Here is a 23717-nt window from a genome sequence, read left to right on the forward strand (position 1 = left end):
TGCTTATGGTGTGAAAAGGGGCGCTCGCCGCGCCCCTTTGTTCATGTTCGACCTGCTCGCGCGTTGAACGCAACGCGCGCGGCGCGCGTCAGCCGAGCTCGTTCACGAGTTCCGGCACGAGCGTGAACAGATCGCCGACGAGGCCGTAGTCGGCCACGCTGAAGATCGGCGCTTCGGGGTCCTTGTTGATCGCGACGATCACCTTCGAATCCTTCATGCCGGCCAGGTGCTGGATCGCGCCCGAGATGCCCACCGCGATGTACAGCTGCGGCGCGACGATCTTGCCCGTCTGGCCCACCTGATAGTCGTTCGGCACGTAGCCCGCGTCCACCGCCGCGCGCGACGCGCCGAGCGCCGCCTGCAGCTTGTCGGCGAGCGGCTCCAGCACCTTCGTGTAGTTCTCGCCGCTGCCGAGGCCGCGGCCGCCCGACACGATGATCGACGCCGACGTCAGTTCCGGACGATCGAGCTTCGTCACCTCGCGGCTCACGAACTGCGACACGCCCGCGTCCGCCGCCGCGTCGATCTTCTCGACCGGCGCGCTGCCGCCTTCGGCCGCAACCGGATCGAAGCCCGTCGCGCGCACCGTGATCACCTTGATCGGATCGCTCGACTGCACCGTCGCGATCGCGTTGCCCGCGTAGATCGGGCGCTCGAACGTATCGGCCGAATCGACCGCCGTGATGTCCGAGATCTGCGCGACGTCCAGCTTCGCGGCAATCCGCGGCGCGATGTTCTTGCCGTATGCGGTCGCCGGCGCGAGGATGTGCGAGTAGTCCTTCGCGACGTTCAGCGCGGTCGCCTCGACGTTTTCCGCGAGACCGTCCGCGAGTTGCGGCGCGTCGGCCAGCAGCACCTTCGACACGCCCGCGATCTTCGCCGCCGCGTCCGCCGCGCCCTGCGCATCGCGGCCCGCGACCAGCACGTGAATGTCGCCGCCGATCTTCACCGCGGCGGCCACCGTGTTCAGCGTCGATGCCTTGATCGATGCGTTGTCGTGTTCGGCAATTACCAGAATCGTCATTTCTTTGCGCTCCCCTTACAGCACCTTGGCTTCGGTCTTCAGCTTTTCGACCAGCGTCTTCACGTCCGGCACCTTCACGCCCGCCGCACGCTTGGGCGGCTCCGCCACCTTCAGCGTCTTCAGGCGCGGCGCGACGTCCACGCCGAGGTCTTCCGGCTTCACCGTCTCGAGCGGCTTCTTCTTCGCCTTCATGATGTTCGGCAGCGTCACGTAGCGCGGCTCGTTCAGGCGCAGGTCGGTCGTCACCACGGCCGGCAGCGTGAGCGACAGCGTCTCCGCGCCGCCGTCCACTTCACGCGCGACGATCGCACGGCCGTCCGCCACCGTCACCTTCGACGCGAACGTCGCCTGCGGCAGATTCGCGAGCGCGGCCAGCATCTGGCCCGTCTGGTTCGAATCGTCGTCGATCGCCTGCTTGCCGAGGATCACGAGCTGCGGCTGCTCCTTGTCGACCAGCGCCTTCAAGATCTTCGCCACGCCGAGCGGCTGCACCTCGTCATTCGATTCGACGAGAATCGCACGGTCCGCGCCGATCGCGAGCGCCGTGCGAAGCGTTTCCTGAGCCTGCGCGACGCCCACCGACACCGCGATCACCTCGGTCGCCACGCCCGCTTCCTTCAGGCGCACCGCCTCCTCGACCGCGATCTCGTCGAACGGATTCATCGACATCTTCACGTTCGCGATATCGACGCCCGTGCCGTCCGACTTCACCCGGACCTTCACGTTGTAATCGACCACTCTCTTCACTGGCACCAGGATTTTCATGCACACGCTCCAAAGTTACGAACACGACCAGCGGCCATTTTATAGCGAGGCTCGGCCGCGCGGCGGCGACGCCGGTCATTCAATTTGCGGCTACCGAGGATAGCGTCCCCTTGCGGCATGCCGACAATAGCGAACGGTCGTTCTATTTTAAAAGAGAAAAAACCCGGACGCCAAGCCCGGGTTTTCGATTTCCGCCTCTAATCGGCGGCGCCCCTCGTTTCGCTCACCACGCGGCGATCACCGCGCCGCCGAATTGACGCTCGATGAAGCGCTTCACGTCGGGCGACCGGTACGCGGCGACGAGCTTCGCGACCCACGGCTTGTCCTTGTCTTCCGAGCGCACCGCGAGAATGTTCGCGTAAGGGCCGTTCGGACCCTCGATCGCGATCGCGTCCTGTTTCGGCTTCAGGCCCGCTTCCATCGCGTAGTTCGTGTTGATCGCGGCGGCGTCGACATCGGCGAGCGAGCGCGGAATCTGCGCCGCGTCAAGCTCGACGATCTTCAGCTGCTTCGGGTTATCGACGATGTCGAAGCGCGTCGCCTTCAGGCCCGCGCCGTCGCGCAGCTTGAGCAGCCCCTGCTTCTGCAGCAGCAGCAACGCGCGGCCGCCGTTCGTCGGATCGTTCGGGACCGCGATCCGCGCGCCCGGACGCAATTCCGCGAGCGATTTCACGCGCTTCGAGTAGATGCCCATCGGGAACGTGACCGTGTCCGCGACCTTGACGATCTTGTAGCCGCGATCCTTCACCTGCGCTTCGAGATACGGATAGTGCTGATAGCTGTTCGCGTCGAGGTCGCCCGCCGCGAGCGCCGCGTTCGGCTGCACGTAGTCGGAGAACTCGACGATCTTGATGTCGAGCCCGCTCTTCGCGGCGACCTTCTTGACTTCCTCCATCACCTGCGCGTGCGGGCCGCCCGTCACGCCGACCTTGATCGTCTGCGCCTGCGCATGCGCGCTTGCGACGCACGCGGCCGCGCCCAACGCGGCGGCGAGCTTCAGCATCGTTCTTCGTTGCATCTCCGGATCTCCTCACCGGTTGCGGCGCCGTCGCCGCCGCGTATCGCGTATCGCGGCGCGCGGCGCTCGTTCGTCTTCGATTGCGCTACTTGTGGCTCAGGCGCCGCACGAGCCAGTCGCCGAACGACTGCGCGATCTGCACGAACACGATCAGGATCGCGACGACCGTCCACATCACTTCGGGCAGATAGCGCTGATAGCCGTAGCGGATGCCGAGATCGCCGAGGCCGCCGCCGCCGATCGCGCCCGCCATCGCCGAATAGCCGACGAGCGACACGAACGTGATCGTGAGCCCCGCGACGATGCCCGGCAGCGATTCGGGCAGCAGCACCTTGAACACGATCTGGCCCGTCGTCGCGCCCATCGCCTGCGCGGCTTCGATGAGGCCGCGATCGACTTCGCGCAGAGCGGTTTCGACGAGCCGCGCGATGAACGGCGCGGCCGCGATCGTGAGCGGCACGACAGCGGCCGCCGTGCCGATCGACGAGCCGACGGCAAGACGCGTAAACGGAATGACCGCGACGAGCAGGATGATGAACGGCGTCGAGCGCACCGCGTTGACGATGCCGCCCAGCACGCGGTTCACCGCGAGGTTCCGCAGCACGCCCTGGCGGTCGGTCAGGTACAGCAGCACGCCGAGCGGCAGACCGACGAGCGCGCCGACCGCCCCGGAGATGCCGACCATGATCAGCGTCTCCCAGAACGACTGCACGAACATATCGAACATTTCACTCAACATACGAAAGCTCCTCGACGACCACGCCCTGCTCGCGCAGATACGCGAACGCCTGCCCCACCTTGCCCGGCTCGCCGGTGGCGAGCACCGCGAGCGACCCGAACGCGCGGCCCTGGATTTCGTCGATCTGGCCGTGCAGGATGTTGAAGTCCAGCTCGTAGCGGCGGATCGTCTCCGACAGGATCGGCTGATCGACGCCCGAGCCCGTGAACGCGAGGCGCAACAGGTGCCCCGAGCCCGTCTTCAGGCGCTCGGCGACGCGCGCCTTCATCGCGGGCGGCAGTTCCTGCGCGATCACGTCGCCGATCAGCGCGCGCGTGACTTCGTGGTGCGGACGCATGAACACGTCGATCACGTTGCCTTCCTCGACGACGCGCCCCGCGTCGAGCACCGCGACGCGATCGCACACGTCCTTGATCACTTCCATCTGGTGCGTGATGAGGACGATCGTGAGGCCGAGCTCGCGGTTGATGCGTCGAAGCAGGTCGAGGATCGCGCGCGTGGTCTCCGGATCGAGCGCGGACGTCGCCTCGTCGGACAAGAGCACCTTCGGCCTGCTCGCGAGCGCGCGCGCGATGCCGACGCGCTGCTTCTGGCCGCCGCTGATCTGCGCCGGATAGCGGTCTTTCTGCGCGGCGAGGCCGACGAGATCGAGAAGCGGCAGCACCGTCGCCTCGATCTCCCCGCGCTTCACGCCCGCGAGCTCGAGCGGCAGCGCGACGTTGTCGAACACCGTGCGCGACGACAGCAGGTTGAAGTGCTGGAAGATCATCCCGATATCGCGCCGCGCGCCGCGCAGCTCGCCGGCGGACAACTGCGTCAGGTCGCGCCCGCCGACGGACACGCTGCCTTCCGACGGCCGCGTGAGCAGGTTGATCGTGCGCACGAGCGTGCTCTTGCCGGCGCCGCTGCGGCCGATGATGCCGAAGACCTCGCCCTGCGGAATCGTCAGATTAACGTTGTGCAGCGCCTCGATCCAGCCGCGAGGCCCCTCGAATCGCTGCGAAAGGTTGCGAATTTCGATCATGTAAACAAAGCGGCGGAACCGCGCAGCCGGATGTGCCGGGCTTCGCTGTCGACCGCCGCCGCATCTAGGTCTAGGGAATAACCCGCGAGTTTACCGCATCCGCCACATTTCACTTAATAATCGATTTCCACCTTTTCATAACCAAACGCGATTAGAGGGCTGCGCCCGCACGGGCCGTCACGGACGGCGTCTATGATCGAGCGCATCCTTCATAACTACTCGCTCCGGAGACTCACGCCATGGACGCTGCCGCTTCGACTTCGCTCCGCTCCGCCGCTGCCGCCGGCGCGGCCCCGCAGCGCGGCAACCTGCGCACGGCCGACGGGCTCGCGCTCGCGTCGTACCGGTGGCCGGCTGCGCCGGGGTTCGCGGCGCCGCGCGCGAGCGTCGCGCTCGTGCACGGGCTCGCCGAGCACGCGGGACGCTACCAGGCGCTCGCCGAGCGGCTGAGCGCGGCGGGCATCGAAGTCGTCGCGATCGATCTGCGCGGGCACGGGCATTCGCCCGGCGAACGCGCATGGATCGAGCGCTTCGATCAATATCTGCAGGATGCGGATGCGCTCGTCGCGAGCGCGGCGCGCGACGGCACCCCGCTCTTCCTGATGGGGCACAGCATGGGCGGGGCGATTGCCGCGCTCTACGCGGTCGAGCGCGCGCCCGCGCGCCGCGCGGGCTTCGCGGGCCTGATCTTGTCGAGTCCCGCGCTCGCGCCGGGCCGCGACGTGCCGAAGTGGATGCTCGCGATGAGCCGCTTCATCAGCCGCGTATGGCCCCGCTTTCCGGCGATCAAGATCGACGCCGCGCTGCTGTCACGCGATCCGGCCGTCGTCGCCGCGAATCGCGCCGATCCGCTCGTCCATCACGGGTCGGTGCCGGCGCGCACCGGCGCCGAAATTCTCGACGCGATGCGGCGCATCGAGGGCGGGCGCGCGGCGCTGCGCGTGCCCGTGCTCGTCTATCACGGCACCGCCGACAAACTGACGGAGCCCGACGGCAGCCGCGACTTCGGCCTGCACGTCGGCTCGCCCGACCGCACGCTCACGCTATACGAAGGCAACTATCACGAGACGATGAACGATCTGGAACGTGAGCGCGTGATCGGCGCATTGATCGACTGGATTCTTGCGCGTGCGCCGGCGCACGGGTAATGCCGGGACCAAGCGGAGCGCAAGGACACCGGAACACGTTGCGCGAAGACGGGAGCGACGCGAGGTGAAGAGCGGCGCGCCGCCAGCGCCGCGCGGATTCGCAACCGGCGCGGCGGCCGCGCCACCGCGCCATCGCGCCACCGCTGCCTGAGCGCTCGCCTGGTCGATCGGGCGCGCCGCCGCGAACGGGATACGATCTCCGCCGCGCGTTGCCGGCGCTTGCCGATGCGCGCCGGCGCTCGACAGCCGGCGTCGCGCGCCATCGCGCACGTCATCGCTCGCCCGTCGCTCGCCGTCTCGCGAGCTCACACCCCGGCGAGCACACGCAGATGCGCGACCACGCTGCGCCCGAGCGCGGACAGGTTGTAGCCGCCTTCGAGGCAGCTCACGATGCGGCCTTGCGCATGCCGCCGCGCGACTTCGCAGATCTGCGTCGTGAGCCACTCGTAGTCGGCCTCGACGAGCCCCATTCCGCCGATGTCGTCCTCGCGATGCGCGTCGAACCCCGCCGATACGAACAGCATCTGCGGCTTGAACGCGTCGAGCCGCGGCAGCCACGTCAGGTCGACCGCCTCGCGCACCGCCATTCCGTTCGTGCGCGCGGGCATCGGCAGATTGACCATGTTCGGCGCCTGATGGTCGACGCCCGAGAACGGATACAGCGGATGCTGGAAGAAGCCGCACATCAGCACGCGCTCGTCGTTCGCGAACGCAGCCTCGGTGCCGTTGCCGTGATGAACGTCGAAATCGATGATCGCGACGCGCTCGAGGCCATGGATCTCGAGCGCATGGCGCGCGGCGATCGCGACGTTGTTGAAGAAGCAAAAGCCCATCGCGCGCGCGGGCTCCGCGTGATGGCCAGGCGGGCGCACGCTGCAGAACGCGTTGTCGTAGCGGCCCTCGAGCACGGCGTCCGTCGCCTCGACGGCCGCGCCCGCGGCGCGCAGCGCCGCGCGCCACGTGTAGCGGTTCAGCGACGTGTCGGGATCGATCTCGACGTAGCCTTCCTTCGGAATCCGGCTGCGGATGTAGTCGATGTGCGCCTGCGTGTGCACGCGGGCAAGCGCCGTCTCGCTCGCGAACGGCGCCGTCTCGTGGACGATCAGATCGTCGATGCGGCTCGCGATCAGTTGATCCTGGATAGCCGACAGCCGCGCCGGCGACTCGGGATGCCACTCCCCCATCTCGTGCAGCATGCAGTCGGGGTGCGTGTAAAAGGCCGTTGGCATAAGCTCGTTCCGCGACGCGGCCGGTGCGCGCCGCAGGTCTCCGTCAAGGATGTCCGCGATATCGTCTGGTGCGAAGTTCGCCGCTAACTTACCACAACGCGCCCCGCGCCGGGCCGGCGCGGCGGGCGCGTCGGTTATACTGGCCCGAAATCATCCGCCTCGTCCGCCTCGCTTCGACATGACTTTCAACCAGCCTGCCGCCCCCGCCTCGCTCGCCTTCCGCCTTCGCTTCCCGCTCGCCGCGCTGTCGCTCGCCGCAACGCTTCTCGCGTCCGCCGCCGTCGCGCAAACGCAGCCCGCCGCGGCCGTCGACGCGCAAGCGCAGCCGCAAACGCAAACGCAACAGCAACAGCAACCGCAGCCGCAACCGCAACCGCAACCGCAGCCGAGCGTGCAGCAAGGGCAGACGTTCGAAGAAGAAATCGTTCCGCAGCGCTACGCGAACAACCCGAAGATCGACGCGTTCATCGCCGACATGGCCGCGCGCCACGATTTCGACGTGAACGCGCTGCACACGCTCTTCGCGCGCGTCAGCTATTCGGCGACCGCGGCGAAACTCGTGATGCCCGCGCCGTCGCCCGCCGTCAAGAACTGGCGCGTCTACCAGTCGCGCTTTCTCGACGCCGTGCGCGTGAACGCCGGCGTGAAGTTCTGGCGCGCGAATCAGGGAACGCTGCAGCGCGCAGCGGCGGAATTCGGCGTGCCGCCGGAGGTGATCGTCGGCATCATCGGCGTCGAGACGATCTACGGCCGCTACATGGGCAACTTCCGCACGCTCGACGCGCTGACCACGCTCGCATTCGACTATCCGAACACGCCGAATCGCGACTCGCGCCAGGAGACGTTCCGCAAGAACCTCGAAGACTTCCTCGTGTGGACGCGCGACAGCCAGCTCGATCCGACGAGCGTGCTCGGTTCGTACACGGGCGCCGTCGGCATCCCGCAGTTCCTGCCGAGCAGCATCCGCGAATACGCGGTCGACTACGACGGCAACGGGCACATCGATCTGCGCGCGAGCCAGGCCGACGCGATCGGCAGCGTCGCGAATTATCTGAAGCAGCACGGCTGGGAGACCAGCCGCCCGGTGGTATGGAACATCGCGCCCGACACGGGCAGCCTGGGCGTCGCGCAAGCGGCGGCCGACGGCCGCCCCGAGCCGCACTGGGCGCTGTCGCAGTTGCTGCGCGCGGGCCTCGTGCTCGACGAGCCGTCCGTCAACATCGCATCGGAGGCGAGCACGCCCGTCACCGTGATCGATCTGCCGACGCCCGGCCGCGCAACCGAATACAAGCTCGGACTGCAAAATTTCTACGTGCTGACCCGCTACAACCGCAGCTTCTTCTATGCGCTCGCCGTGTATCAGCTGGGCGAGCGCGTGAAGGCGCAGATGGAAGCGAGCGGCGCGCTGACGGCGCCGCCGGACAATGCCGCGCCCGCCGCGCAACCGTCGTCGGAATGACATTGCGTGCGGCCTGCGCCGTCGCGCCAATGAAAAAGCGCCGCTAGCGGCGCTTTTTTCATCGACGGCCCCGCGCAGCCGGACCGCGCGTCACGCGGGGAACACGCCCGTCGACAAATAACGGTCGCCGCGGTCGCAGACGACGAACACGATCGTCGCGTTCTCGACCTGCCGCGCGACGCGCAGCGCGACTTCGCACGCGCCGCCCGACGAAATTCCGCAGAAGATGCCCTCGACGGCCGCGAGCTTGCGCGCCATCGCCTCGGACGCGGCCTGGCTCACGTTCTCGACGCGATCGACGCGGCTGCGATCGAAAATCTTCGGCAGATACGCTTCCGGCCATTTGCGGATGCCCGGAATGCGCGAGCCCTCTTCCGGCTGCGCACCGACGATCTCGATGTTCGGATTCCTCTCCTTCAGATACTGCGACGTGCCCATGATCGTGCCCGTCGTCCCCATCGCGGACACGAAGTGCGTGATGCGGCCCTCGGTCTCGCGCCAGATCTCAGGGCCGGTGCCTTCATAGTGCGCGATCGGATTGTCGGGATTCGCGAACTGATCGAGGATCACGCCCTTGCCTTCGCGCTGCATCTGGTCGGCGAGATCGCGCGCGAACTCCATGCCGCCCTTCACCGGCGTCAGCACGATTTCAGCGCCGTACGCGGCCATGCTCTGGCGGCGCTCGACGGACAGATCCTCCGGCATGATCAGCACCATCTTGTAGCCGCGGATCGCCGCCGCCATCGCGAGCGCGATCCCGGTGTTGCCGCTCGTCGCCTCGATCAGCGTGTCGCCCGGCTTGATCGTGCCGCGCTCTTCCGCCTTGCGGATCATCGACAGCGCGGGGCGGTCCTTCACCGACCCCGCCGGATTGTTGCCTTCCAGCTTCGCGAGAATCACGTTGTTACGAGCGCGAATCTCGTCGTCCGGCAAGCGGACGAGCTGCACGAGCGGCGTATTGCCGATCGTGTCTTCGATAGTTTTGTAAGCCATGAACGTCACGTTTATCCGATGCCGATGAGTGGATCGATTGTAAACCAGCGGAGAAACGTACGCGCACGACGGCCGTCAAGCCCTGACCGCCGCCGCGGACATTCGGTGGCTCTCTCGAGCAATGCGCTGCGGCCACGCAAAAAGCCCGCGGCGTGCGCCGCGGGAATTCGCCGCCGAAGCAGCGCCTGAAGGAGACATCGCCGTTGCCGCCGACCGTGCGATCGCTCGACCGCGGGATCGTCGGCGCCGGAATCGTCAGCAGCCCGGATTATTTCTTGCCGGCGGCCGCCGCTTTCTGCGGCGCCGCGGATGCGGCGGGCGCACGCGCCGCGCCGATCGCGAGGCCTTCGGCCTGCAAGCGCTCGACCGTCTTGCCGCCCATGCCCTTCACCCTGCGCGAGAGATCGGCCGCATCCTTGTACGGGCCGTGTGCGCTCCGCTCGTCGATGATCGCCTTGGCCTTCGCCGGGCCGATGCCCCTGATGCCGCGAAGCGCATCGTCGTTCGCGGCGTTGACGTCGACGGCAGCCCATCCGTGCGCGGCCGCGGCGCACAGCGCGACCGTCGCGAGAAGTTTCTTCAGCATCTGGATCTCCGTAGAAAAACGGCCGGCGGCTGCCGACCGTGAGATCCAGTCTAAGGATGCGGGCGCACCGCTCAAAGCTGGCCGAACAGCCAACGCACGTAACGGTCGACGCCCTCTTGCACCGTCAGGAACGGCGCATCGTAGCCCGCCGCGCGCAGCTTCGTCTGGTCGGCCTGCGTGAAGCACTGGTACTTGCCGCGCAGCGCGTCCGGGAACGGCACGTATTCGACGAGGCCCGCGTCCACCTGCTCGCCAAGCGTGAGCGCGGGCTTGCCTTCGAGCGCGCGCAACGTGTTGACCACCGTCGTCGCGATGTCGTTGAACGGCTGCGCGCGGCCGGTGCCGAGATTGAAGATGCCCGATTTCTCCGGATGGTCGAAGAAATACAGGTTCACCCTCGCGACGTCCTCCACCGACACGAAATCGCGCGTCTGCTCGCCCGGGCCGTAACCGTTGTATTCGCCGAACAGCTTGACCTTGCCCTCGGCGCGGAACTGGTTGAAGTTGTGGAACGCGACCGACGCCATCCGGCCCTTGTGCGACTCGCGCGGCCCGTACACGTTGAAATAGCGAAAGCCCGCGATTTGGCTCTTCGCGCTCGGCAAGACGCGGCGAATCACCTGGTCGAACAGGAACTTCGAATAGCCGTAGACATTCAGCGGCGCCTCGACCTCGCGCTCCTCGACGAAGCGCGTCGAGCCGCCGTAGATCGCCGCCGACGACGCGTACAGGAACTGCGCGCCCTGCGCGAGGCACGCGTCGAGCACCGCGCGGCTGTAGCGGAAATTGTTGTCCATCATGTAGCGGCCGTCGTGTTCCATCGTGTCCGAACACGCGCCTTCGTGGAACACCGCACGCACCTTGCCGAATTCGCCGCGCGCGAAGCGCTCGACGAATTCGGTCTTGTCGAGATAATCGTCGATCTCGCAATCGACGAGGTTCTTGAACTTGTCCGCGCGCGTCAGATTGTCGACCGCGATGATGCGCGTCTCGCCGCGCTCGTTCAGCGCCTTGACGATGTTCGCGCCGATGAAGCCGGCCGCGCCGGTAACGATGAGGGTCATGATCGTCCTACCGATGAAAATGGGCACACGGCGCGCGGCAGCGCGCGCCATGCGCCGTTCAATGAAACAGTTCGTCGTACTCGACGGTCGCGGTGCCGAGCTTGCCGACCACGATGCCCGCCGCGCGATTCGCGAGCACGACCGCCTCGACGAGCGGCAGCCCCGCGCCGAGCATCGTCGCGACGGTCGCGATCACCGTGTCGCCCGCGCCCGACACATCGTACACCTCGCGCGCAAGCGCGCTCACGTGCAGCTCGCCGTCGTTCGAGAAGAGCGTCATCCCCTCCTCCGAGCGCGTGAGCAGCAGCGCGTCGAGCGCGAGCTCGGCGCGCAGCTTCGTCACGCGCGCGTGCAGGTCGTCCTCGGACGTCCACTGCCCGACAACTTCGCGCAGCTCTGCGCGGTTCGGCGTGATCAGCGACGCGCCGCGATAGCGCGCCCAGTCGGCGCCCTTCGGATCGACGAGCACGGGCTTGCCCGCCGCGCGCGCCTTCGCGATCATCGTCGTCACGTGCGTGAGCCCGCCCTTCGCGTAGTCCGACATCAGCACGACGTCGTACGAAGGCAGCAGCGCGTCGAAGCGCGCGAGCCCCGCGAGCAGCACTTCGTGCGTCGGCGCCGCCTCGAAGTCGACGCGCAGCAATTGCTGCTGCTGCGCGAGCACGCGCAGCTTGATCGTCGTCGGCAGCGACGGATCGCGCTCGAGGTACGGCGTCACGCCGCTTTCGCCGAGCAGCTCGACGATCCGCTCGCCCGGCTCGTCGCCGCCGACGACGCACAGAAGGCCTGCCTGGCCGCCGAGCGTCACCGCGTTGCGCGCCACGTTCGCCGCGCCGCCCAACCGCTCCTCCTGCCGCTGCACGTGCACGACGGGCACGGGCGCCTCGGGCGAGATCCGGTTGACGTTGCCGAACCAGTAGCGGTCGAGCATCACGTCGCCGACCACGAGCACGCGCGATTTCGCAATCTGCTCGCGCGGCACGCCGCTCGCCGAGGCGGCGAGCGGCGCGCGCTTATCCGCGCGCGGAGGAAGAGACGGGCTCGACATAGGGGCGTCCAATCGCGTGGTAATCGATGCCGAGTTCGGCCATCGCATCGGGTTCGTACAGGTTGCGGCCGTCGAAGATCGCGGGCGCCTTCAGCACCGCCTTCAGATGCGAGAAATCCGGGCTCTTGAATTCCTTCCATTCGGTGACGATGACGAGCGCGTCCGCGCCTGCGAGCGCATCGTCGGCCGAGTCGACGAACGCGATCCGCGCGAGCGCGTCGGGCGCATCGTGCAGGTCGAGCGCGAACACGCGCCGCGCCTCGTCGATCGCGACCGGATCGTACGCGCGCACCGTCGCGCCGCGCGCGAGCAGCGACGCGATCAGGCGCCGGCTCGGCGCTTCGCGCATGTCGTCGGTGTTCGGCTTGAACGCGAGCCCCCAGACGGCGAACGTGCGGCCCGTCAGATCGGCGCCGTAACGCTGCTCGATCTTGCCGAGCAGCACGTTCTTCTGCGCGTGGTTCACTTCCTCCACCGCCTCGAGGATCTTGAGCGGCTGGCCGTTTTCGCTCGCGGTGCGGATGAGCGCCTGCACGTCCTTCGGGAAGCACGAGCCGCCGTAGCCGACGCCCGCGTACAGGAAGTGATAGCCGATCCGCGGATCGGAGCCGATCCCGCGCCGCACCGCCTCGATGTCGGCGCCGACGCGATCCGCTAGATTCGACATCTCGTTCATGAACGAGATGCGCGTCGCGAGCATCGCATTCGCCGCGTACTTCGCGAATTCGGCCGAGCGCACGTCCATGTAAATCGTCCGCTCGTGATTGCGGTTGAACGGCGCGTAGAGCTTTTTCATCTTCTCGCGGGCGATCGCGCCCGCTTCGTCGTCGTCGACGCCGATGATGATCCGGTCGGGCCGCATGAAATCGTCGACGGCCGCGCCCTCCTTCAGGAACTCGGGGTTCGACACGACCGAGAAGCGATGCCCGGCGCTGCCGGCAAGACCGCGCGCGGCGAGCGCCTCGTCGATCACGGCGCGCACGCGCTGCGCGGTGCCGACGGGCACCGTCGATTTGTCGACGATCACCTTGTAGCCCGCCATGTGACGGCCGATGTTGCGCGCCGCCTCGAGCACGTATTGAAGATCGGCGGAGCCGTCCTCGTCGGGCGGCGTGCCGACCGCGATGAACTGGATCTCGCCGTGCGCGACGCTCGCCTCGACGTCCGTCGAAAACGTGATGCGGCCCGCGGTGCGCGTGCGCGCGATGATTTCCTGCAGCCCGGGCTCGTGAATCGGCATGCCGCCGTTGTTCAGGATGTCGATCTTGCGGGGATCGACGTCGAGACAGAACACGTCGTGGCCGATCTCGGCGAGACACGCGCCGGTGACGAGGCCCACATAGCCCGTGCCGATGATGGTGATCTTCATAAGTATTCCGATGATTCGCTCGAGCGGACGGCGTCCGCCCGGTTCAGGCCCGCGCCGGCGATGTCACGCCGGCTGGCGCGGCCTGCCCCATTACTGCCCCGCTACGCAACGGCGGGCTCGACGCGCCGCGGCGCATAGGTTTCCCATCCGCTGCATCCGGGGCACTGCCAATAGAAGAGGCGCGCCCGGAAACCGCAATTCTGGCATGTATATCGTGGCAAATTTTTGGTGCGCTGCTTGACGAGCGTGCGCATCATTTCGAGCTCGGCGCGGCGGGGCTCGTCGGCCGCGGCGATCTGCGCATCGAGCAAGTGCAGCATGCCGGACAGATTCGGCGCCTTTTCCATCTGCGAGCGCGCGAGCGCGTGCGCGGCGCCGTTGCCGCGCATCTGCGCGACGTACTGATAGACGACGTCGAGCAGATCGTTCGACGGATAGCGCCGCGCGTAGTCCGTCAGCAGATCGGCGCCGTCGGCCGCCCGATCGAGCGCCACGTAGGATTTCATCAGCTTGTCGGCGACGAGCGGCAGGTACGCGGGATTCTGCGTCTCGATCCGGCGCCAGTGCTCGATCGCCGCGAGATGGTCGCCCGCTGCGGCGGCAGCGTCGCCCGACAGGATTGTCGCACGCGCGTTCTGCGGATTCACCGCGAGCGCGTCGCGCAGATGCCCGGCCGCGAGTTCGGCGTTCTTGCGCAGCAGCGCGTCCTGCGCGAGCTCGCAATGGAATTGCGAGATCTCCGTCGCAAGGCGCGGCGCGCCCATCGATTCGATTCGCGTCGCGGTGTCGATCGACTTGTTCCAGTCCTTTTCGATCTCATAGATCGTGAGGAGCGCGCGCTGCGCGTCGAGCGCGTAGTCGCCTTCGGAGAGCTTGTGGAACGCCTCTTCCGCGCGGTCGAGCAGGCCCGCCTTCAGGAAATCCTGCCCGAGTTCGAAGAGCGCGTGATCGCGCTCGTTCACGGGCAGATCGTTGCGGCTCAGCAGGTTCTGATGGACGCGAATCGCGCGGTCCGTCTCGCCTCGACGGCGAAACAGGTTGCCGAGCGCGAAGTGCAGCTCGACCGTTTCGGGATCGAGCTTCGCGACTTCGATAAACGCGTCGATGGCTTTATCCGGCTGTTCGTTCAGCAGGAAGTTCAGGCCGCGGAAATACGAGCGCGGCAGATTCGCGCTCTCGGACAGCAGCTTGTTGAGGTCGTAGCGCGACGCCATCCAGCCGAGCGCGAACGCAACGGGAATGGCGAGCAGCCACCAGAAATCGAGATCCATGCGACGTGTCGAAAAAAACCTGGGCCGCGCATCGTGCGCGGCGTCGGCATCGTTAAATGACGGGCGGCATCGGCGGCTGGTCGACGACGGCCGGGTTCTCGCGCACAGCGCGCAAGTCGCGCTTCAGGCGGCCGTTCTCCATCCGCATCCGGAAAATCGCGGGCAGCGCAGACAACAAACCCGCGATCAGCCCGACGCCGAAGAACGCGAGGCCGATCAGGATCAGCGGAGCCTGCCAGTTGTACCCGGCTAGAAAATTCAGCGTGGCGCTTTGCGTATTGGCCAGCGCAAGCACCAGCAGCAGCACGAACACCAGCACACGGATCAACCAGACGATGAACTTCATGACTCCCTCTCTTTGACTGAGATTGTTCGGCAGCGCGTGCGACTCCCCTTCGCAGCGCTTCAGGCGCCCCGTATTGTAAAGGAAGCGTTTCGCGCTTCGTGAATCGCTTGTGCCGACGCTTGACACGCTTCGCGAAACGCGCGCGGCGCGCCAAAGAAAAAGCGCCCGCGAGGGGCGCTTTCTTTCAGCCATGCTGGTTCGGCATCGACCGCGGCGGAACCGTCACTCGCCGCTTTCCGGCTCGTCGTTCTTCAACGGCTCGCCGGCACGGCCGTCGACGCGCTCGCGCAATTCCTTGCCGGGCTTGAAGTGCGGCACGTACTTCTCAGGCACCTGCACTTTCTCGCCCGACTTCGGATTGCGTCCGACGCGCGCCGGACGGCGGTTCAGACCGAAGCTGCCGAAGCCGCGAATTTCGATGCGATGCCCTTTCGACAAGGCGTCGGACATCGCATCGAGCATCGTTTTCACCGCGAAATCCGCATCCTTCAACACGAGCTGCGGAAATCGCGATGCCAGCTGGGCGACCAACTCGGATTTGGTCATACTTCAGCAGACCTCGCGAGGCTTACTGGTTCTGGCCGTCGAGCTTCGCCTTCAGCAGCGCGCCGAGGTTGGTCGTGCCCGTCGCAGCGGCGCTCGAATCGGCTTGCAGGCCGCGCATCGCTTCCTGCTGCTCGGCCGAATCCTTCGCCTTGATCGACAGGTTGATGCCGCGCGACTTGCGATCGATGTTGATCACCATCGCGTTGACCTTGTCGCCTTCCTTCAGCACGTTGCGTGCGTCTTCGACGCGATCCTGCGAGATTTCCGACGCACGCAGGTAGCCTTCGACGTCCGGCGTGAGCGTGATGACCGCGCCCTTCGCATCGACCGACTTCACGACGCCGTCGACGATCGAGCCCTTGTCGTTCATCGCGACGTAGTTGCTGAACGGATCGCCTTCGAGCTGCTTGATGCCGAGCGAGATGCGCTCCTTCTCGACGTCGATGCCGAGCACGATCGCCTCGACTTCGTCGCCCTTCTTGTACTTGCGAACCGCTTCTTCGCCAGCTTCGCTCCACGACAGGTCCGACAGGTGGACGAGGCCGTCGATGCCGCCCGGCAGACCGATGAACACGCCGAAGTCGGTGATCGACTTGATTGCGCCCGTGATCTTGTCGCCCTTCTTGAAGTTGCGGCTGAAGTCATCCCACGGATTCGGCTTGCACTGCTTCATGCCGAGGCTGATACGACGACGGTCTTCGTCGATCTCGAGGACCATGACTTCGACTTCGTCGCCGAGCTGAACGACCTTCGACGGAGCGACGTTCTTGTTCGTCCAGTCCATTTCCGACACGTGGACGAGGCCTTCGATGCCCGATTCCACTTCGACGAACGCGCCGTAGTCGGTGATGTTCGTGACCTTGCCGAACAGGCGCGTGCCCGACGGGTAGCGGCGCGAGATGCCTTCCCACGGATCGTCGCCGAGCTGCTTGATGCCGAGCGAGACGCGGTTCTTCTCTTGGTCGAACTTGAGGATCTTCGCGGTGACTTCCTGGCCAACCGACAGGACTTCGCTCGGGTGACGCACGCGGCGCCATGCGATGTCGGTGATGTGCAGCAGGCCGTCGATGCCGCCGAGGTCCACGAACGCGCCGTAGTCGGTGATGTTCTTGACCACGCCGTTGACGATCGCGCCTTCCTTCAGCGTCTCGAGCAGCTTCGCGCGCTCTTCGCCTTGCGTGGCTTCGATCACCGCGCGGCGCGACAGCACGACGTTGTTACGCTTGCGGTCGAGCTTGATCACGCGGAACTCGAGCGTCTTGCCTTCGTACGGGGTCGTGTCCTTGACGGGACGCGTGTCGACGAGCGAACCCGGCAGGAACGCGCGGATGCCGTTGACCATCACGGTCATGCCGCCCTTGACCTTGCCCGTGATCGTGCCGGTCACGAGTTCGTTGTTGTCGAGAGCCTTTTCCAGCGACAGCCACGAAGCGAGACGCTTCGCCTTGTCGCGCGACAGGATCGTGTCGCCGTAGCCGTTTTCCAGCGCGTCGATCGCGACGGAAACGAAATCGCCCGCCTGAACCTCAACCTCGCCCTGATCGTTCAGGAATTCCTCGATCGGAATGTAGGCCTCGGACTTGAGACCGGCATTGACGACCACGAAGTTGTGGTCGACACGCACGACTTCGGCGGAGATCACTTCGCCGGCGCGCATGTCTTGGCGGGTCAGCGACTCTTCGAACAGAGCCGCGAAGGATTCGGTATTCGGGTTGGAGGTTTGCAGGTCGGACATAAAAATCGGTTTGTGCGTGGTTTCGCTCTACCGCCCGCGCCGGCCGCAACGGCTGGCGACGCGCCCGCGAATCCACACGGGGTAAGGGTTTAACACACGCTTCGCGCGACGCGCGAAGCACCTACTGCGCTTTCGCCCCCGATCAGGCGGGCTGGCCGAGCTCCCGATACCACGCGAGCACCTGTGCGACCGATTGCTCGATCGTCAAGGCCGACGTGTCGAGGGGCTTGGCGTCTGCCGCAGGCTTGAGCGGCGCGGCGGCGCGATTGCTGTCGCGCGCGTCGCGTTCGCGCAAATCCTGGAGCAAGTTATCCATATTAGCAGAAAAACCTTTTTGCATCAATTGCTTATGCCGGCGCGCGGCGCGCGCCTCGACGCTTGCCGTCAGGAACACCTTCAGCACCGCGTCCGGGAAGATCACGGTCCCCATGTCTCGGCCGTCCGCGACGAGCCCGGGGGTCTTGCGAAACGCGCGCTGCCGCGCGACGAGCGCCGCGCGCACGGGCGCGTGGACGGCGATCGCCGACGCCCGGTTGCCGACCGCCTCCGCGCGGATCGCGTCGGACACGTCGACGCCGTCGAGCTGCGCGCAACCCTCGCGGAACGTGATGTGGAGGCCGTCGACCAGCTTTGCAAGCGCGTCGACGTCGTCGGGCTCGACCTGATAGCGGATGCTCGCGAGCGCCGCGAGCCGGTACAGCGCGCCGCTGTCGAGCAGGTGAAAACCGAGGTGCGCGGCGACGAGCGCCGCGACGGTGCCCTTGCCGGATGCCGTCGGGCCGTCGATCGTGATAACTGGGGTCGGGTGAAAAGGTCGAGTCGATTTCATCGGGTCAATACGGGCGTCACGCCTTCGCGAGCGCCAGGAAACGGTCGAAATAGTCGGGGAACGTCTTGCCGACGCACTTCGGATCGTTGATGCGCACGGGCACCCCGCCCAGGCTCACGAGCGAGAAGCACATCGCCATCCGGTGGTCGTCGTAGGTGTCGATCGCCGCGTTCGGCGTGAGCTGCGCGGGCGGCGTCACGACGAGATAGTCGGCGCCCTCCTCGACCGTCGCGCCGACCTTGCGCAGCTCGGTCGCCATCGCGGCGATCCGGTCGGTTTCCTTCACGCGCCAGCTGCCGATGTTGCGCAATGTGCTCGCGCCGTCGGCGAAGAGCGCGGCGACCGCGATCGTCATCGCGGCGTCCGGAATCAGGTTGAAATCCATGTCGATCGGCGCGAGCCTGCCGTGGTCGTGGCCGATGCCGCGCACTTCGATCCAGTCGTCGCCCATCGTCACGTTCGCGCCCATCTGCATCAGCGCGTTCGCGAAGCCGACGTCGCCCTGGATGCTCGCGCGGCCGACGCCCTCGACGCGCAACGGCCCGCCGCCCAGCGCGCCCGCCGCGAGGAAGTACGACGCCGACGATGCGTCGCCCTCGACCATGATCGCGCCGGGCGACCGGTAGCGCACGCCCGACGGCACCGTGAAGCGCTGCCAGCCGTCGCGCTCGACCGTCACGCCGAAGCGCGCCATCAGCTTGATCGTGATCTCGACGTACGGCTTCGAGATCAGCTCACCCTCGATCTCGACGATGCTTGCGCCGTCCTTCGCCTTCACGAGCGGCAGCGTCATCAGGAGCGCGGTCAGGAACTGGCTCGACACGTCGCCGCGCACGCGGATCGGCGCGTCGACCGAGATCGTCGCGGGCCGAATCCTGAGCGGCGGAAAGCCCTCGCTGCCTTCATAGTCGATCCGCGCGCCGATCTGGCGCAGCCCGTCGACGAGATCGCCGATCGGACGCTCGTGCATCCGCGGCACGCCGTGAATCCGGTAGTCGCCGCCGTTCACCGCGAGCGCCGCCGTCAGCGGCCGCACCGCCGTGCCCGCGTTGCCGAGGAAGAGATCCGCGGTTCTCGCGGTGAACGCGCCGCGCGTGCCGCCGACGACGCAGGTGTCGCCGTCGCGCGACAGCTTCACGCCGAGCTTCGTCAACGCGTCGAGCATCACGCGCGTATCGTCGGAATCGAGCAGGTTCGTGACGGTCGTCTCGCCCTCCGCGAGCGCCGCGAGCAGCAGCACGCGATTCGAGATGCTCTTCGAGCCGGGCAGGCGCACCGTGCCTTGCGCATGGGAGAACGGGCCGAGATCGAGATGTTCCATGTGAAATCCTGTTGCAGGGATAGCTGAACGGACAGCGGATGCGGGTTTCGCGCCGCGCTCGCGCCACGCCGAGCGCGCCGCGCGCGAGCGCGCGAACACGGTTTCGAGCGCGGCGCCGTCGCCCGCGTCGATCGCCGCGCGCAGCCGTGCGAGCACGCGCGTGTAGGCGTCGAGCTCGTCGAGGAGCGCCGCGCGGTTCGCGAGACACACGTCGCGCCACATTTCCGGGCTCGACGCGGCGATGCGCGTGAAGTCGCGGAAGCCGCCCGCCGCGTACGAGAATTTCAGCTCGGCATCGGATTCGCCGAGAATCTGCTCGACGAGCGCGAACGACAGCACGTGCGGCAGATGGCTCACCGCCGCGAACACGCGGTCGTGCTGCTCGGCGCTCATCGCGCGCACGTCGGCGCGCGCCGCGCGCCACATCGCTTCGACCCGCGCGAGCGCGTCCGGCGCGTTCTCCGGCAATGCGCACAGCACGACGTTGCGGCCGACGTACAGATCGGCGAGCGCCGCGTCGACGCCGCTCGATTCGCGCCCCGCGATCGGGTGGCCCGGCACGAACTGGCCGATCCGCGCGCCGAGCGCCGCGCGCGCGGCCGCGACGACGTCCGACTTCGTGCTGCCCGCGTCGGTGACGATCGTCGACGCGTCGAGAAACCGCGCGATCCGCGCAAGAAGCGCGCCCGTCTGCGCGACGGGCGCGGCGAGCAGCACGAGATCCGCGCCCGCGAGCGCGTCGCGCAGTTGCGCGTCGTCGTCGAGCGCCGCCGCGCGGTCGATCACGCGCAATGCGAGCGCGCGCTCGATCGACGCCGTCGAGCGGCCGACGCCGACCACCTCGCGCCTGCCGCCCGACGCGCCTTCGCGCAACGCGAGCGCGAGCGAGCCGCCGATCAGCCCGACGCCGAAAATCACCAGTTTGTCGAAAGAAAAGCCTGACACGACGAGAGCCAAGTAACGCGCGTCCGGGCCAGGCCCGGGCGCGCGAGGGTCAATATCGAACGGCCGCCGGCCCGGCGCGCCGCACATTCGCAAGCGCGAAGAGCCATGCGCCGCCTCGCTGCGGCAAGCCGTTCAGCCGTGAACCTGCCGCCGCGCGCCGCTTCGGCCGATGCGGCCGAAGCAGGCCGCGCCGGCCCGCGCAACGCAACGCGATGCGCTTCACCGCGCGCGCGGATACGAACCGAGAATCTTCAGGAATGCCGCCTTCTTGCCGAGCTCCGCGAGCGCGGCCTTGACGGCGTCGTCGTCGCGATGCCCTTCGATGTCGATGTAGAAGTAATACTCCCACGTGCCGACCCGCGCCGGGCGCGATTCGAAGCGCGTCATCGAGACGCCGTGCCGCGCGAGCGGCTCGAGCAGCTTGAACACCGCGCCCGGCTCGTTCTTCACCGACACGATGAGCGACGTCTGGTCGTGCCCGCTCTGCCCCGCCGGCTCCTTGCCGATCACGGCGAAGCGCGTGCGGTTGTGCGGATCGTCCTGGATCAGCGCATACGCGATCTGCAGCCGGTAGTGCGTCGCCGCGCGGTCGCCCGCGATCGCGGCGACCGTCGCGTCGTCGGCCGCGAGGCGCGCGGCTTCCGCGTTGCTCGAGACGGCCTGCCGCTCGAGATGCGGCGCGTTCGCGGCGAGCCAGTGCTGGCACTGAGCGAGCGCCTGCGCATGCGCGCAGACACGCTTCACGCCGTCGAGCGTGCCCGTCTGCGTGAGCAGGTTGTGATGAATCGGCAGCGACAGCTCGCCGCCGATCAGCAACTGCGTGTGCAGCAGCAGATCGAGCGTGCGCGACACCGCGCCTTCCGACGAGTTCTCGACCGGCACGACGCCGAATGCCACGGCGCCCGCCTCGACCGAGCGGAACACTTCGTCGATCGACGGGCAAGGCAGCCCCTCGATCGAATGCCCGAAGTAGTCGAACATCGCCTGTTCGCTGTACGTGCCGACAGGCCCCAGGAACGCGACGTGAATCGTCTGCTCGAGCGCACGGCTCGCCGCCATGATCTCGCGCCAGATCGCGCTGATGTGCTCGCTCGCGAGCGGCCCGCCGCTCATGTCCTGCAAGCGCGTGATCACCTGCTGCTCGCGCTCCGGCCGGAACACGGGCGCGTTGAAGTGCTTCTTGACCTCGCCGACCTCGAGCGCGACCGCCGCGCGCTGGTTCAGCAGCGCGATCAGCTGCGCATCGATCGCGTCGATGCGCTCGCGCAAAGGCTTCAGGCGGGTATTGAGTTCGTCGTCCATGAATTGACAAGCGTGCTTAGGGAGCGGCGCGCGTCACGCGCATCGCCGCTCGAAATCTCTCATGTACTCGACGAGCGCCTGCACGCCCGCGAGCGGCACCGCGTTATAGATCGACGCCCGCATGCCGCCGACGGACTTGTGGCCCTTCAACTGCAGCAGCCCGCGCTCTTTTGCGCCGGCAAGGAAGTCTTCGTTGCGCGATTCGTCGGCAAGAAAGAACGGCACGTTCATCCGCGAACGCGCCGACTTCTCGACCTTGTTCAGATAGAAGCTGCCCGCGTCGATCGCGTCGTACAGCAGCTTCGATTTTTCGATGTTGCGCTTCTCGATCTCGGCAAGGCCGCCTTGCGCCTTCAGCCACTTGAACACGAGGCCCGCGATGTAGATCGCGTAGGTGGGCGGCGTGTTGTACAGCGAATTGTTGAGCGCGACCGTCTTCCACTCGAACGCCGACGGGCAGATCGACAGCGCGCGGTCGAGCAGATCCTCGCGGACGATCACGAGCGTCACGCCCGCCATCCCGATGTTCTTCTGCGCGCCGCCGAAGATCGCGCCGTACTTCTCGATCTCGATCGGACGCGACAGGATGTGCGACGACACGTCGGCGACGAGCGGCACGTTGCCGAGATCGGGGATGTCGAACGTCTCGACGCCGTCGATCGTCTCGTTCGTGCACAGGTGCACGTACGCCGGATCGTCGGACATTTGCCATTCGGAGAACGCCGGCACGCGCGTGAAGCCCGCTTCCGTCTTGCCCGTCGCGGCGAGATGCGGCGCGCAGTATTTCTTCGCCTCGTTGAACGACTTCTGCGACCACGAGCCCGTGACGATGAAGTCGGCCGTCGTCCGCGAACCGAGTAGGTTCATCGGCACGATCGCGTTCTCGGCGATCCCTCCGCCCTGCAGGAACAGTATCCGGTAATTCGCGGGCACGTCGAGCAGCTCGCGCAGATCGGCAAGCGCCGCCTCGTGGATCGACATGAATTCCTTGCCGCGATGGCTCATTTCCATCACGCTCATGCCGCTGCCGTTCCAGTCGAGCATTTCGGCGGCCGCCTGGCGCAGCACTTCCTCGGGCATCGCCGCGGGACCGGCGGAGAAATTAAAGACGCGCATCGTGAGAACCTCGGAAGGGACGCGGCCGCCTCGATCCGCCGAAAGCCGTGCGGGAAAAGGAAATGGCCGCTTGCGCTGTCGCGCAAACGGCCATTATCGCACTGTCCTGACGAACCCGCCAAACCCGGGCGGCGAACGCCCCGACCGGCGGGCCTCAGCCGGCGCGGCTTACTTGCCCGGCTTGACCGTCGCGACTTCCTTGTCGGCTTGGTCGCGCGTCGCCTTGATCGCCTGCGGCATGTACTTCTGCATCAGGCCGTTCACGACGTCGCGGCCGACCTGATCCTGAACCTGGATGAACTTGCGGCCCGTCGGGCTCTTGTAGAACGTCGTCAGATCCTTGATCTCCGACGTGCTGTAGTACTTCGCGTACGCGTCGTACTGAGCCTGCATCGCGTCGTTCGTGAACTGCTGCGTGCCGAACACCTTGCCCGCGCCGTCGACGAGCTTCGGCACCGCATTCTTTTGCAGCGTCGGCACGGCGGCTTGCTTTTGCTTGTCGTTCAGCGTCTTGTTCTCCGACAGCGCGTCCGACAGGATCGCCGGCACGAGCTGCTTCGACTGCATCTCGGCGCTGTTCGCGATGGCCGCGACGAGCTTCGGCGCGTCGATCGCGTCGAGCAGATCCTTGATCGCCGCCTTCTTGTCTGCGTCGATCGGAGCAGCGGCCGCCGGAGCCGAAGTCTGGTTCGACAGCGACTGAGCCATCGCGAACGCCGGAACCATCGCTGCCAGCAGGACCAGTTGCTTGAATCGTTTTTGCATCATCACTCCCTCATGGAAATATGCACAGTTTATACGCCGCGCCCGTCACGCCGCATCTTTGCGTGCGCGCCGGGC

Annotated in this window: 22 protein-coding genes and 1 pseudogene; 2 read left to right on the forward strand and 21 right to left on the reverse strand. The window is 66.8% G+C overall.

Annotated elements, in window-relative coordinates; all coding sequences use genetic code 11:
• Nucleotides 1-88: 88 nt before the first annotated feature.
• From X946_RS07845 to X946_RS07865, 5 genes are all read right to left on the reverse strand, one after another.
• On the reverse strand, nt 89-1024 hold the full coding sequence (locus X946_RS07845; protein WP_038745573.1) for an electron transfer flavoprotein subunit alpha/FixB family protein: 936 nt from the start codon (nt 1022-1024) through the stop codon (nt 89-91).
• A 15-nt stretch (nt 1025-1039) separates the two neighbouring features.
• Nucleotides 1040-1789: an electron transfer flavoprotein subunit beta/FixA family protein gene (locus tag X946_RS07850; protein WP_038745575.1), complete on the reverse strand. Its 750-nt coding sequence runs from the start codon at nt 1787-1789 to the stop codon at nt 1040-1042.
• A gap of 223 nt (nt 1790-2012) precedes the next feature.
• Nucleotides 2013-2807: a MetQ/NlpA family ABC transporter substrate-binding protein gene (locus tag X946_RS07855; RefSeq protein WP_081989426.1), complete on the reverse strand. Its 795-nt coding sequence runs from the start codon at nt 2805-2807 to the stop codon at nt 2013-2015.
• Nucleotides 2808-2892: 85 nt separating this feature from the next.
• On the reverse strand, nt 2893-3546 hold the full coding sequence (locus X946_RS07860) for a methionine ABC transporter permease (RefSeq protein WP_038745579.1): 654 nt from the start codon (nt 3544-3546) through the stop codon (nt 2893-2895).
• Nucleotides 3536-4570 carry a methionine ABC transporter ATP-binding protein gene (locus tag X946_RS07865; RefSeq protein ID WP_038745581.1) on the reverse strand — a complete coding sequence of 345 codons (1035 nt, stop codon included), beginning with the start codon at nt 4568-4570 and terminating at the stop codon, nt 3536-3538. Before X946_RS07865 ends, X946_RS07860 begins: the two co-directional genes overlap by 11 nt.
• 308 nt (nt 4571-4878) lie before the next feature.
• Between X946_RS07865 and X946_RS07870 the strand changes: the two genes are divergently transcribed.
• The gene (locus X946_RS07870) at nt 4879-5718 is read left to right on the forward strand and encodes an alpha/beta hydrolase (protein ID WP_081989435.1); all 840 of its coding nucleotides are present in this window, start codon (nt 4879-4881) and stop codon (nt 5716-5718) included.
• Nucleotides 5719-6023: 305 nt separating this feature from the next.
• Here the strand turns inward: X946_RS07870 and X946_RS07875 are convergent, their stop codons facing one another.
• Complete coding sequence (locus X946_RS07875) at nt 6024-6947, reverse strand: histone deacetylase family protein (protein ID WP_038745585.1); 924 nt, start codon at nt 6945-6947, stop codon at nt 6024-6026.
• A 178-nt stretch (nt 6948-7125) separates the two neighbouring features.
• Between X946_RS07875 and mltB the strand changes: the two genes are divergently transcribed.
• Complete coding sequence (gene mltB / locus X946_RS07880) at nt 7126-8406, forward strand: lytic murein transglycosylase B (RefSeq protein ID WP_038745588.1); 1281 nt, start codon at nt 7126-7128, stop codon at nt 8404-8406.
• A 90-nt stretch (nt 8407-8496) separates the two neighbouring features.
• Here the strand turns inward: mltB and cysM are convergent, their stop codons facing one another.
• The 15 genes and pseudogenes from cysM to X946_RS07950 form a co-directional block, all read right to left on the reverse strand.
• Nucleotides 8497-9399, reverse strand: a complete 903-nt coding sequence (cysM, locus tag X946_RS07885) for a cysteine synthase CysM (RefSeq protein WP_038745590.1) — start codon at nt 9397-9399, stop codon at nt 8497-8499.
• 268 nt (nt 9400-9667) lie between these two features.
• Nucleotides 9668-9985 (reverse strand): ComEA family DNA-binding protein, encoded by a 318-nt coding sequence (locus X946_RS07890; RefSeq protein WP_038745592.1) that lies wholly within the window; start codon nt 9983-9985, stop codon nt 9668-9670.
• Nucleotides 9986-10056: 71 nt separating this feature from the next.
• Complete coding sequence (gene rfaD, locus X946_RS07895) at nt 10057-11049, reverse strand: ADP-glyceromanno-heptose 6-epimerase (protein WP_038745594.1); 993 nt, start codon at nt 11047-11049, stop codon at nt 10057-10059.
• A 58-nt stretch (nt 11050-11107) separates the two neighbouring features.
• A complete protein-coding gene (gene rfaE1 / locus X946_RS07900; protein ID WP_052145031.1) occupies nt 11108-12097 on the reverse strand; it encodes a D-glycero-beta-D-manno-heptose-7-phosphate kinase in 990 nt (329 codons plus the stop codon).
• Entirely contained in the window at nt 12063-13466 is a 1404-nt protein-coding gene (locus X946_RS07905) for a UDP-glucose dehydrogenase family protein (protein WP_038745596.1), read from the reverse strand. Before X946_RS07905 ends, rfaE1 begins: the two co-directional genes overlap by 35 nt.
• Before the next feature lie 101 nt (nt 13467-13567).
• Nucleotides 13568-14737: a lipopolysaccharide assembly protein LapB gene (gene lapB, locus X946_RS07910; protein WP_038745598.1), complete on the reverse strand. Its 1170-nt coding sequence runs from the start codon at nt 14735-14737 to the stop codon at nt 13568-13570.
• 52 nt (nt 14738-14789) lie between these two features.
• Nucleotides 14790-15083: a LapA family protein gene (locus X946_RS07915; RefSeq protein WP_004195986.1), complete on the reverse strand. Its 294-nt coding sequence runs from the start codon at nt 15081-15083 to the stop codon at nt 14790-14792.
• A 222-nt stretch (nt 15084-15305) separates the two neighbouring features.
• Complete coding sequence (locus tag X946_RS07920; protein ID WP_038745600.1) at nt 15306-15629, reverse strand: integration host factor subunit beta; 324 nt, start codon at nt 15627-15629, stop codon at nt 15306-15308.
• A 22-nt stretch (nt 15630-15651) separates the two neighbouring features.
• A complete protein-coding gene (rpsA, locus tag X946_RS07925; RefSeq protein WP_038745601.1) occupies nt 15652-17364 on the reverse strand; it encodes a 30S ribosomal protein S1 in 1713 nt (570 codons plus the stop codon).
• 142 nt (nt 17365-17506) lie between these two features.
• A complete protein-coding gene (gene cmK, locus X946_RS07930; RefSeq protein WP_038745603.1) occupies nt 17507-18193 on the reverse strand; it encodes a cytidylate kinase CmK in 687 nt (228 codons plus the stop codon).
• A 16-nt stretch (nt 18194-18209) separates the two neighbouring features.
• Nucleotides 18210-19514 (reverse strand): 3-phosphoshikimate 1-carboxyvinyltransferase, encoded by a 1305-nt coding sequence (gene aroA, locus X946_RS36645; protein WP_038745663.1) that lies wholly within the window; start codon nt 19512-19514, stop codon nt 18210-18212.
• 105 nt (nt 19515-19619) lie between these two features.
• Nucleotides 19620-20546, reverse strand: a pseudogene (locus X946_RS36650) (prephenate dehydrogenase/arogenate dehydrogenase family protein); the annotation flags it as partial.
• A 132-nt stretch (nt 20547-20678) separates the two neighbouring features.
• Nucleotides 20679-21761, reverse strand: coding sequence for a prephenate dehydratase (gene pheA, locus X946_RS07940; RefSeq protein ID WP_038745605.1), 1083 nt, complete (start codon nt 21759-21761; stop codon nt 20679-20681).
• 33 nt (nt 21762-21794) lie between these two features.
• Nucleotides 21795-22877 carry a 3-phosphoserine/phosphohydroxythreonine transaminase gene (gene serC / locus X946_RS07945; RefSeq protein ID WP_038745607.1) on the reverse strand — a complete coding sequence of 361 codons (1083 nt, stop codon included), beginning with the start codon at nt 22875-22877 and terminating at the stop codon, nt 21795-21797.
• A gap of 168 nt (nt 22878-23045) precedes the next feature.
• Nucleotides 23046-23642, reverse strand: coding sequence for a DUF2059 domain-containing protein (locus X946_RS07950; protein WP_038745665.1), 597 nt, complete (start codon nt 23640-23642; stop codon nt 23046-23048).
• Between the last annotated feature and the right edge of the window lie 75 nt (nt 23643-23717).

The sequence above is a fragment of the Burkholderia sp. ABCPW 111 genome (assembly GCF_000773065.1).
Taxonomy (GTDB): domain Bacteria; phylum Pseudomonadota; class Gammaproteobacteria; order Burkholderiales; family Burkholderiaceae; genus Burkholderia; species Burkholderia savannae.

Bases quoted from the DNA above. Each gene is read 5' to 3' on its own strand.
- mltB (WP_038745588.1), top strand. From the start codon at position 7,126: ATGACTTTCAACCAGCCTGCCGCCCCCGCCTCGCTCGCCTTCCGCCTT.
- X946_RS07860 (WP_038745579.1), bottom strand. From the start codon at position 3,546: ATGTTGAGTGAAATGTTCGATATGTTCGTGCAGTCGTTCTGGGAGACG.
- serC (WP_038745607.1), bottom strand. From the start codon at position 22,877: ATGCGCGTCTTTAATTTCTCCGCCGGTCCCGCGGCGATGCCCGAGGAA.
- X946_RS07875 (WP_038745585.1), bottom strand. From the start codon at position 6,947: ATGCCAACGGCCTTTTACACGCACCCCGACTGCATGCTGCACGAGATG.
- X946_RS07905 (WP_038745596.1), bottom strand. From the start codon at position 13,466: ATGAAGATCACCATCATCGGCACGGGCTATGTGGGCCTCGTCACCGGC.
- X946_RS07950 (WP_038745665.1), bottom strand. From the start codon at position 23,642: ATGCAAAAACGATTCAAGCAACTGGTCCTGCTGGCAGCGATGGTTCCG.
- rpsA (WP_038745601.1), bottom strand. From the start codon at position 17,364: ATGTCCGACCTGCAAACCTCCAACCCGAATACCGAATCCTTCGCGGCT.
- aroA (WP_038745663.1), bottom strand. From the start codon at position 19,514: ATGGAACATCTCGATCTCGGCCCGTTCTCCCATGCGCAAGGCACGGTG.
- cmK (WP_038745603.1), bottom strand. From the start codon at position 18,193: ATGAAATCGACTCGACCTTTTCACCCGACCCCAGTTATCACGATCGAC.
- X946_RS07850 (WP_038745575.1), bottom strand. From the start codon at position 1,789: ATGAAAATCCTGGTGCCAGTGAAGAGAGTGGTCGATTACAACGTGAAG.
- X946_RS07915 (WP_004195986.1), bottom strand. From the start codon at position 15,083: ATGAAGTTCATCGTCTGGTTGATCCGTGTGCTGGTGTTCGTGCTGCTG.
- cysM (WP_038745590.1), bottom strand. From the start codon at position 9,399: ATGGCTTACAAAACTATCGAAGACACGATCGGCAATACGCCGCTCGTG.
- lapB (WP_038745598.1), bottom strand. From the start codon at position 14,737: ATGGATCTCGATTTCTGGTGGCTGCTCGCCATTCCCGTTGCGTTCGCG.
- X946_RS07865 (WP_038745581.1), bottom strand. From the start codon at position 4,570: ATGATCGAAATTCGCAACCTTTCGCAGCGATTCGAGGGGCCTCGCGGC.
- rfaD (WP_038745594.1), bottom strand. From the start codon at position 11,049: ATGACCCTCATCGTTACCGGCGCGGCCGGCTTCATCGGCGCGAACATC.
- rfaE1 (WP_052145031.1), bottom strand. From the start codon at position 12,097: ATGTCGAGCCCGTCTCTTCCTCCGCGCGCGGATAAGCGCGCGCCGCTC.
- X946_RS07845 (WP_038745573.1), bottom strand. From the start codon at position 1,024: ATGACGATTCTGGTAATTGCCGAACACGACAACGCATCGATCAAGGCA.
- X946_RS07855 (WP_081989426.1), bottom strand. From the start codon at position 2,807: ATGCAACGAAGAACGATGCTGAAGCTCGCCGCCGCGTTGGGCGCGGCC.
- pheA (WP_038745605.1), bottom strand. From the start codon at position 21,761: ATGGACGACGAACTCAATACCCGCCTGAAGCCTTTGCGCGAGCGCATC.
- X946_RS07890 (WP_038745592.1), bottom strand. From the start codon at position 9,985: ATGCTGAAGAAACTTCTCGCGACGGTCGCGCTGTGCGCCGCGGCCGCG.
- X946_RS07920 (WP_038745600.1), bottom strand. From the start codon at position 15,629: ATGACCAAATCCGAGTTGGTCGCCCAGCTGGCATCGCGATTTCCGCAG.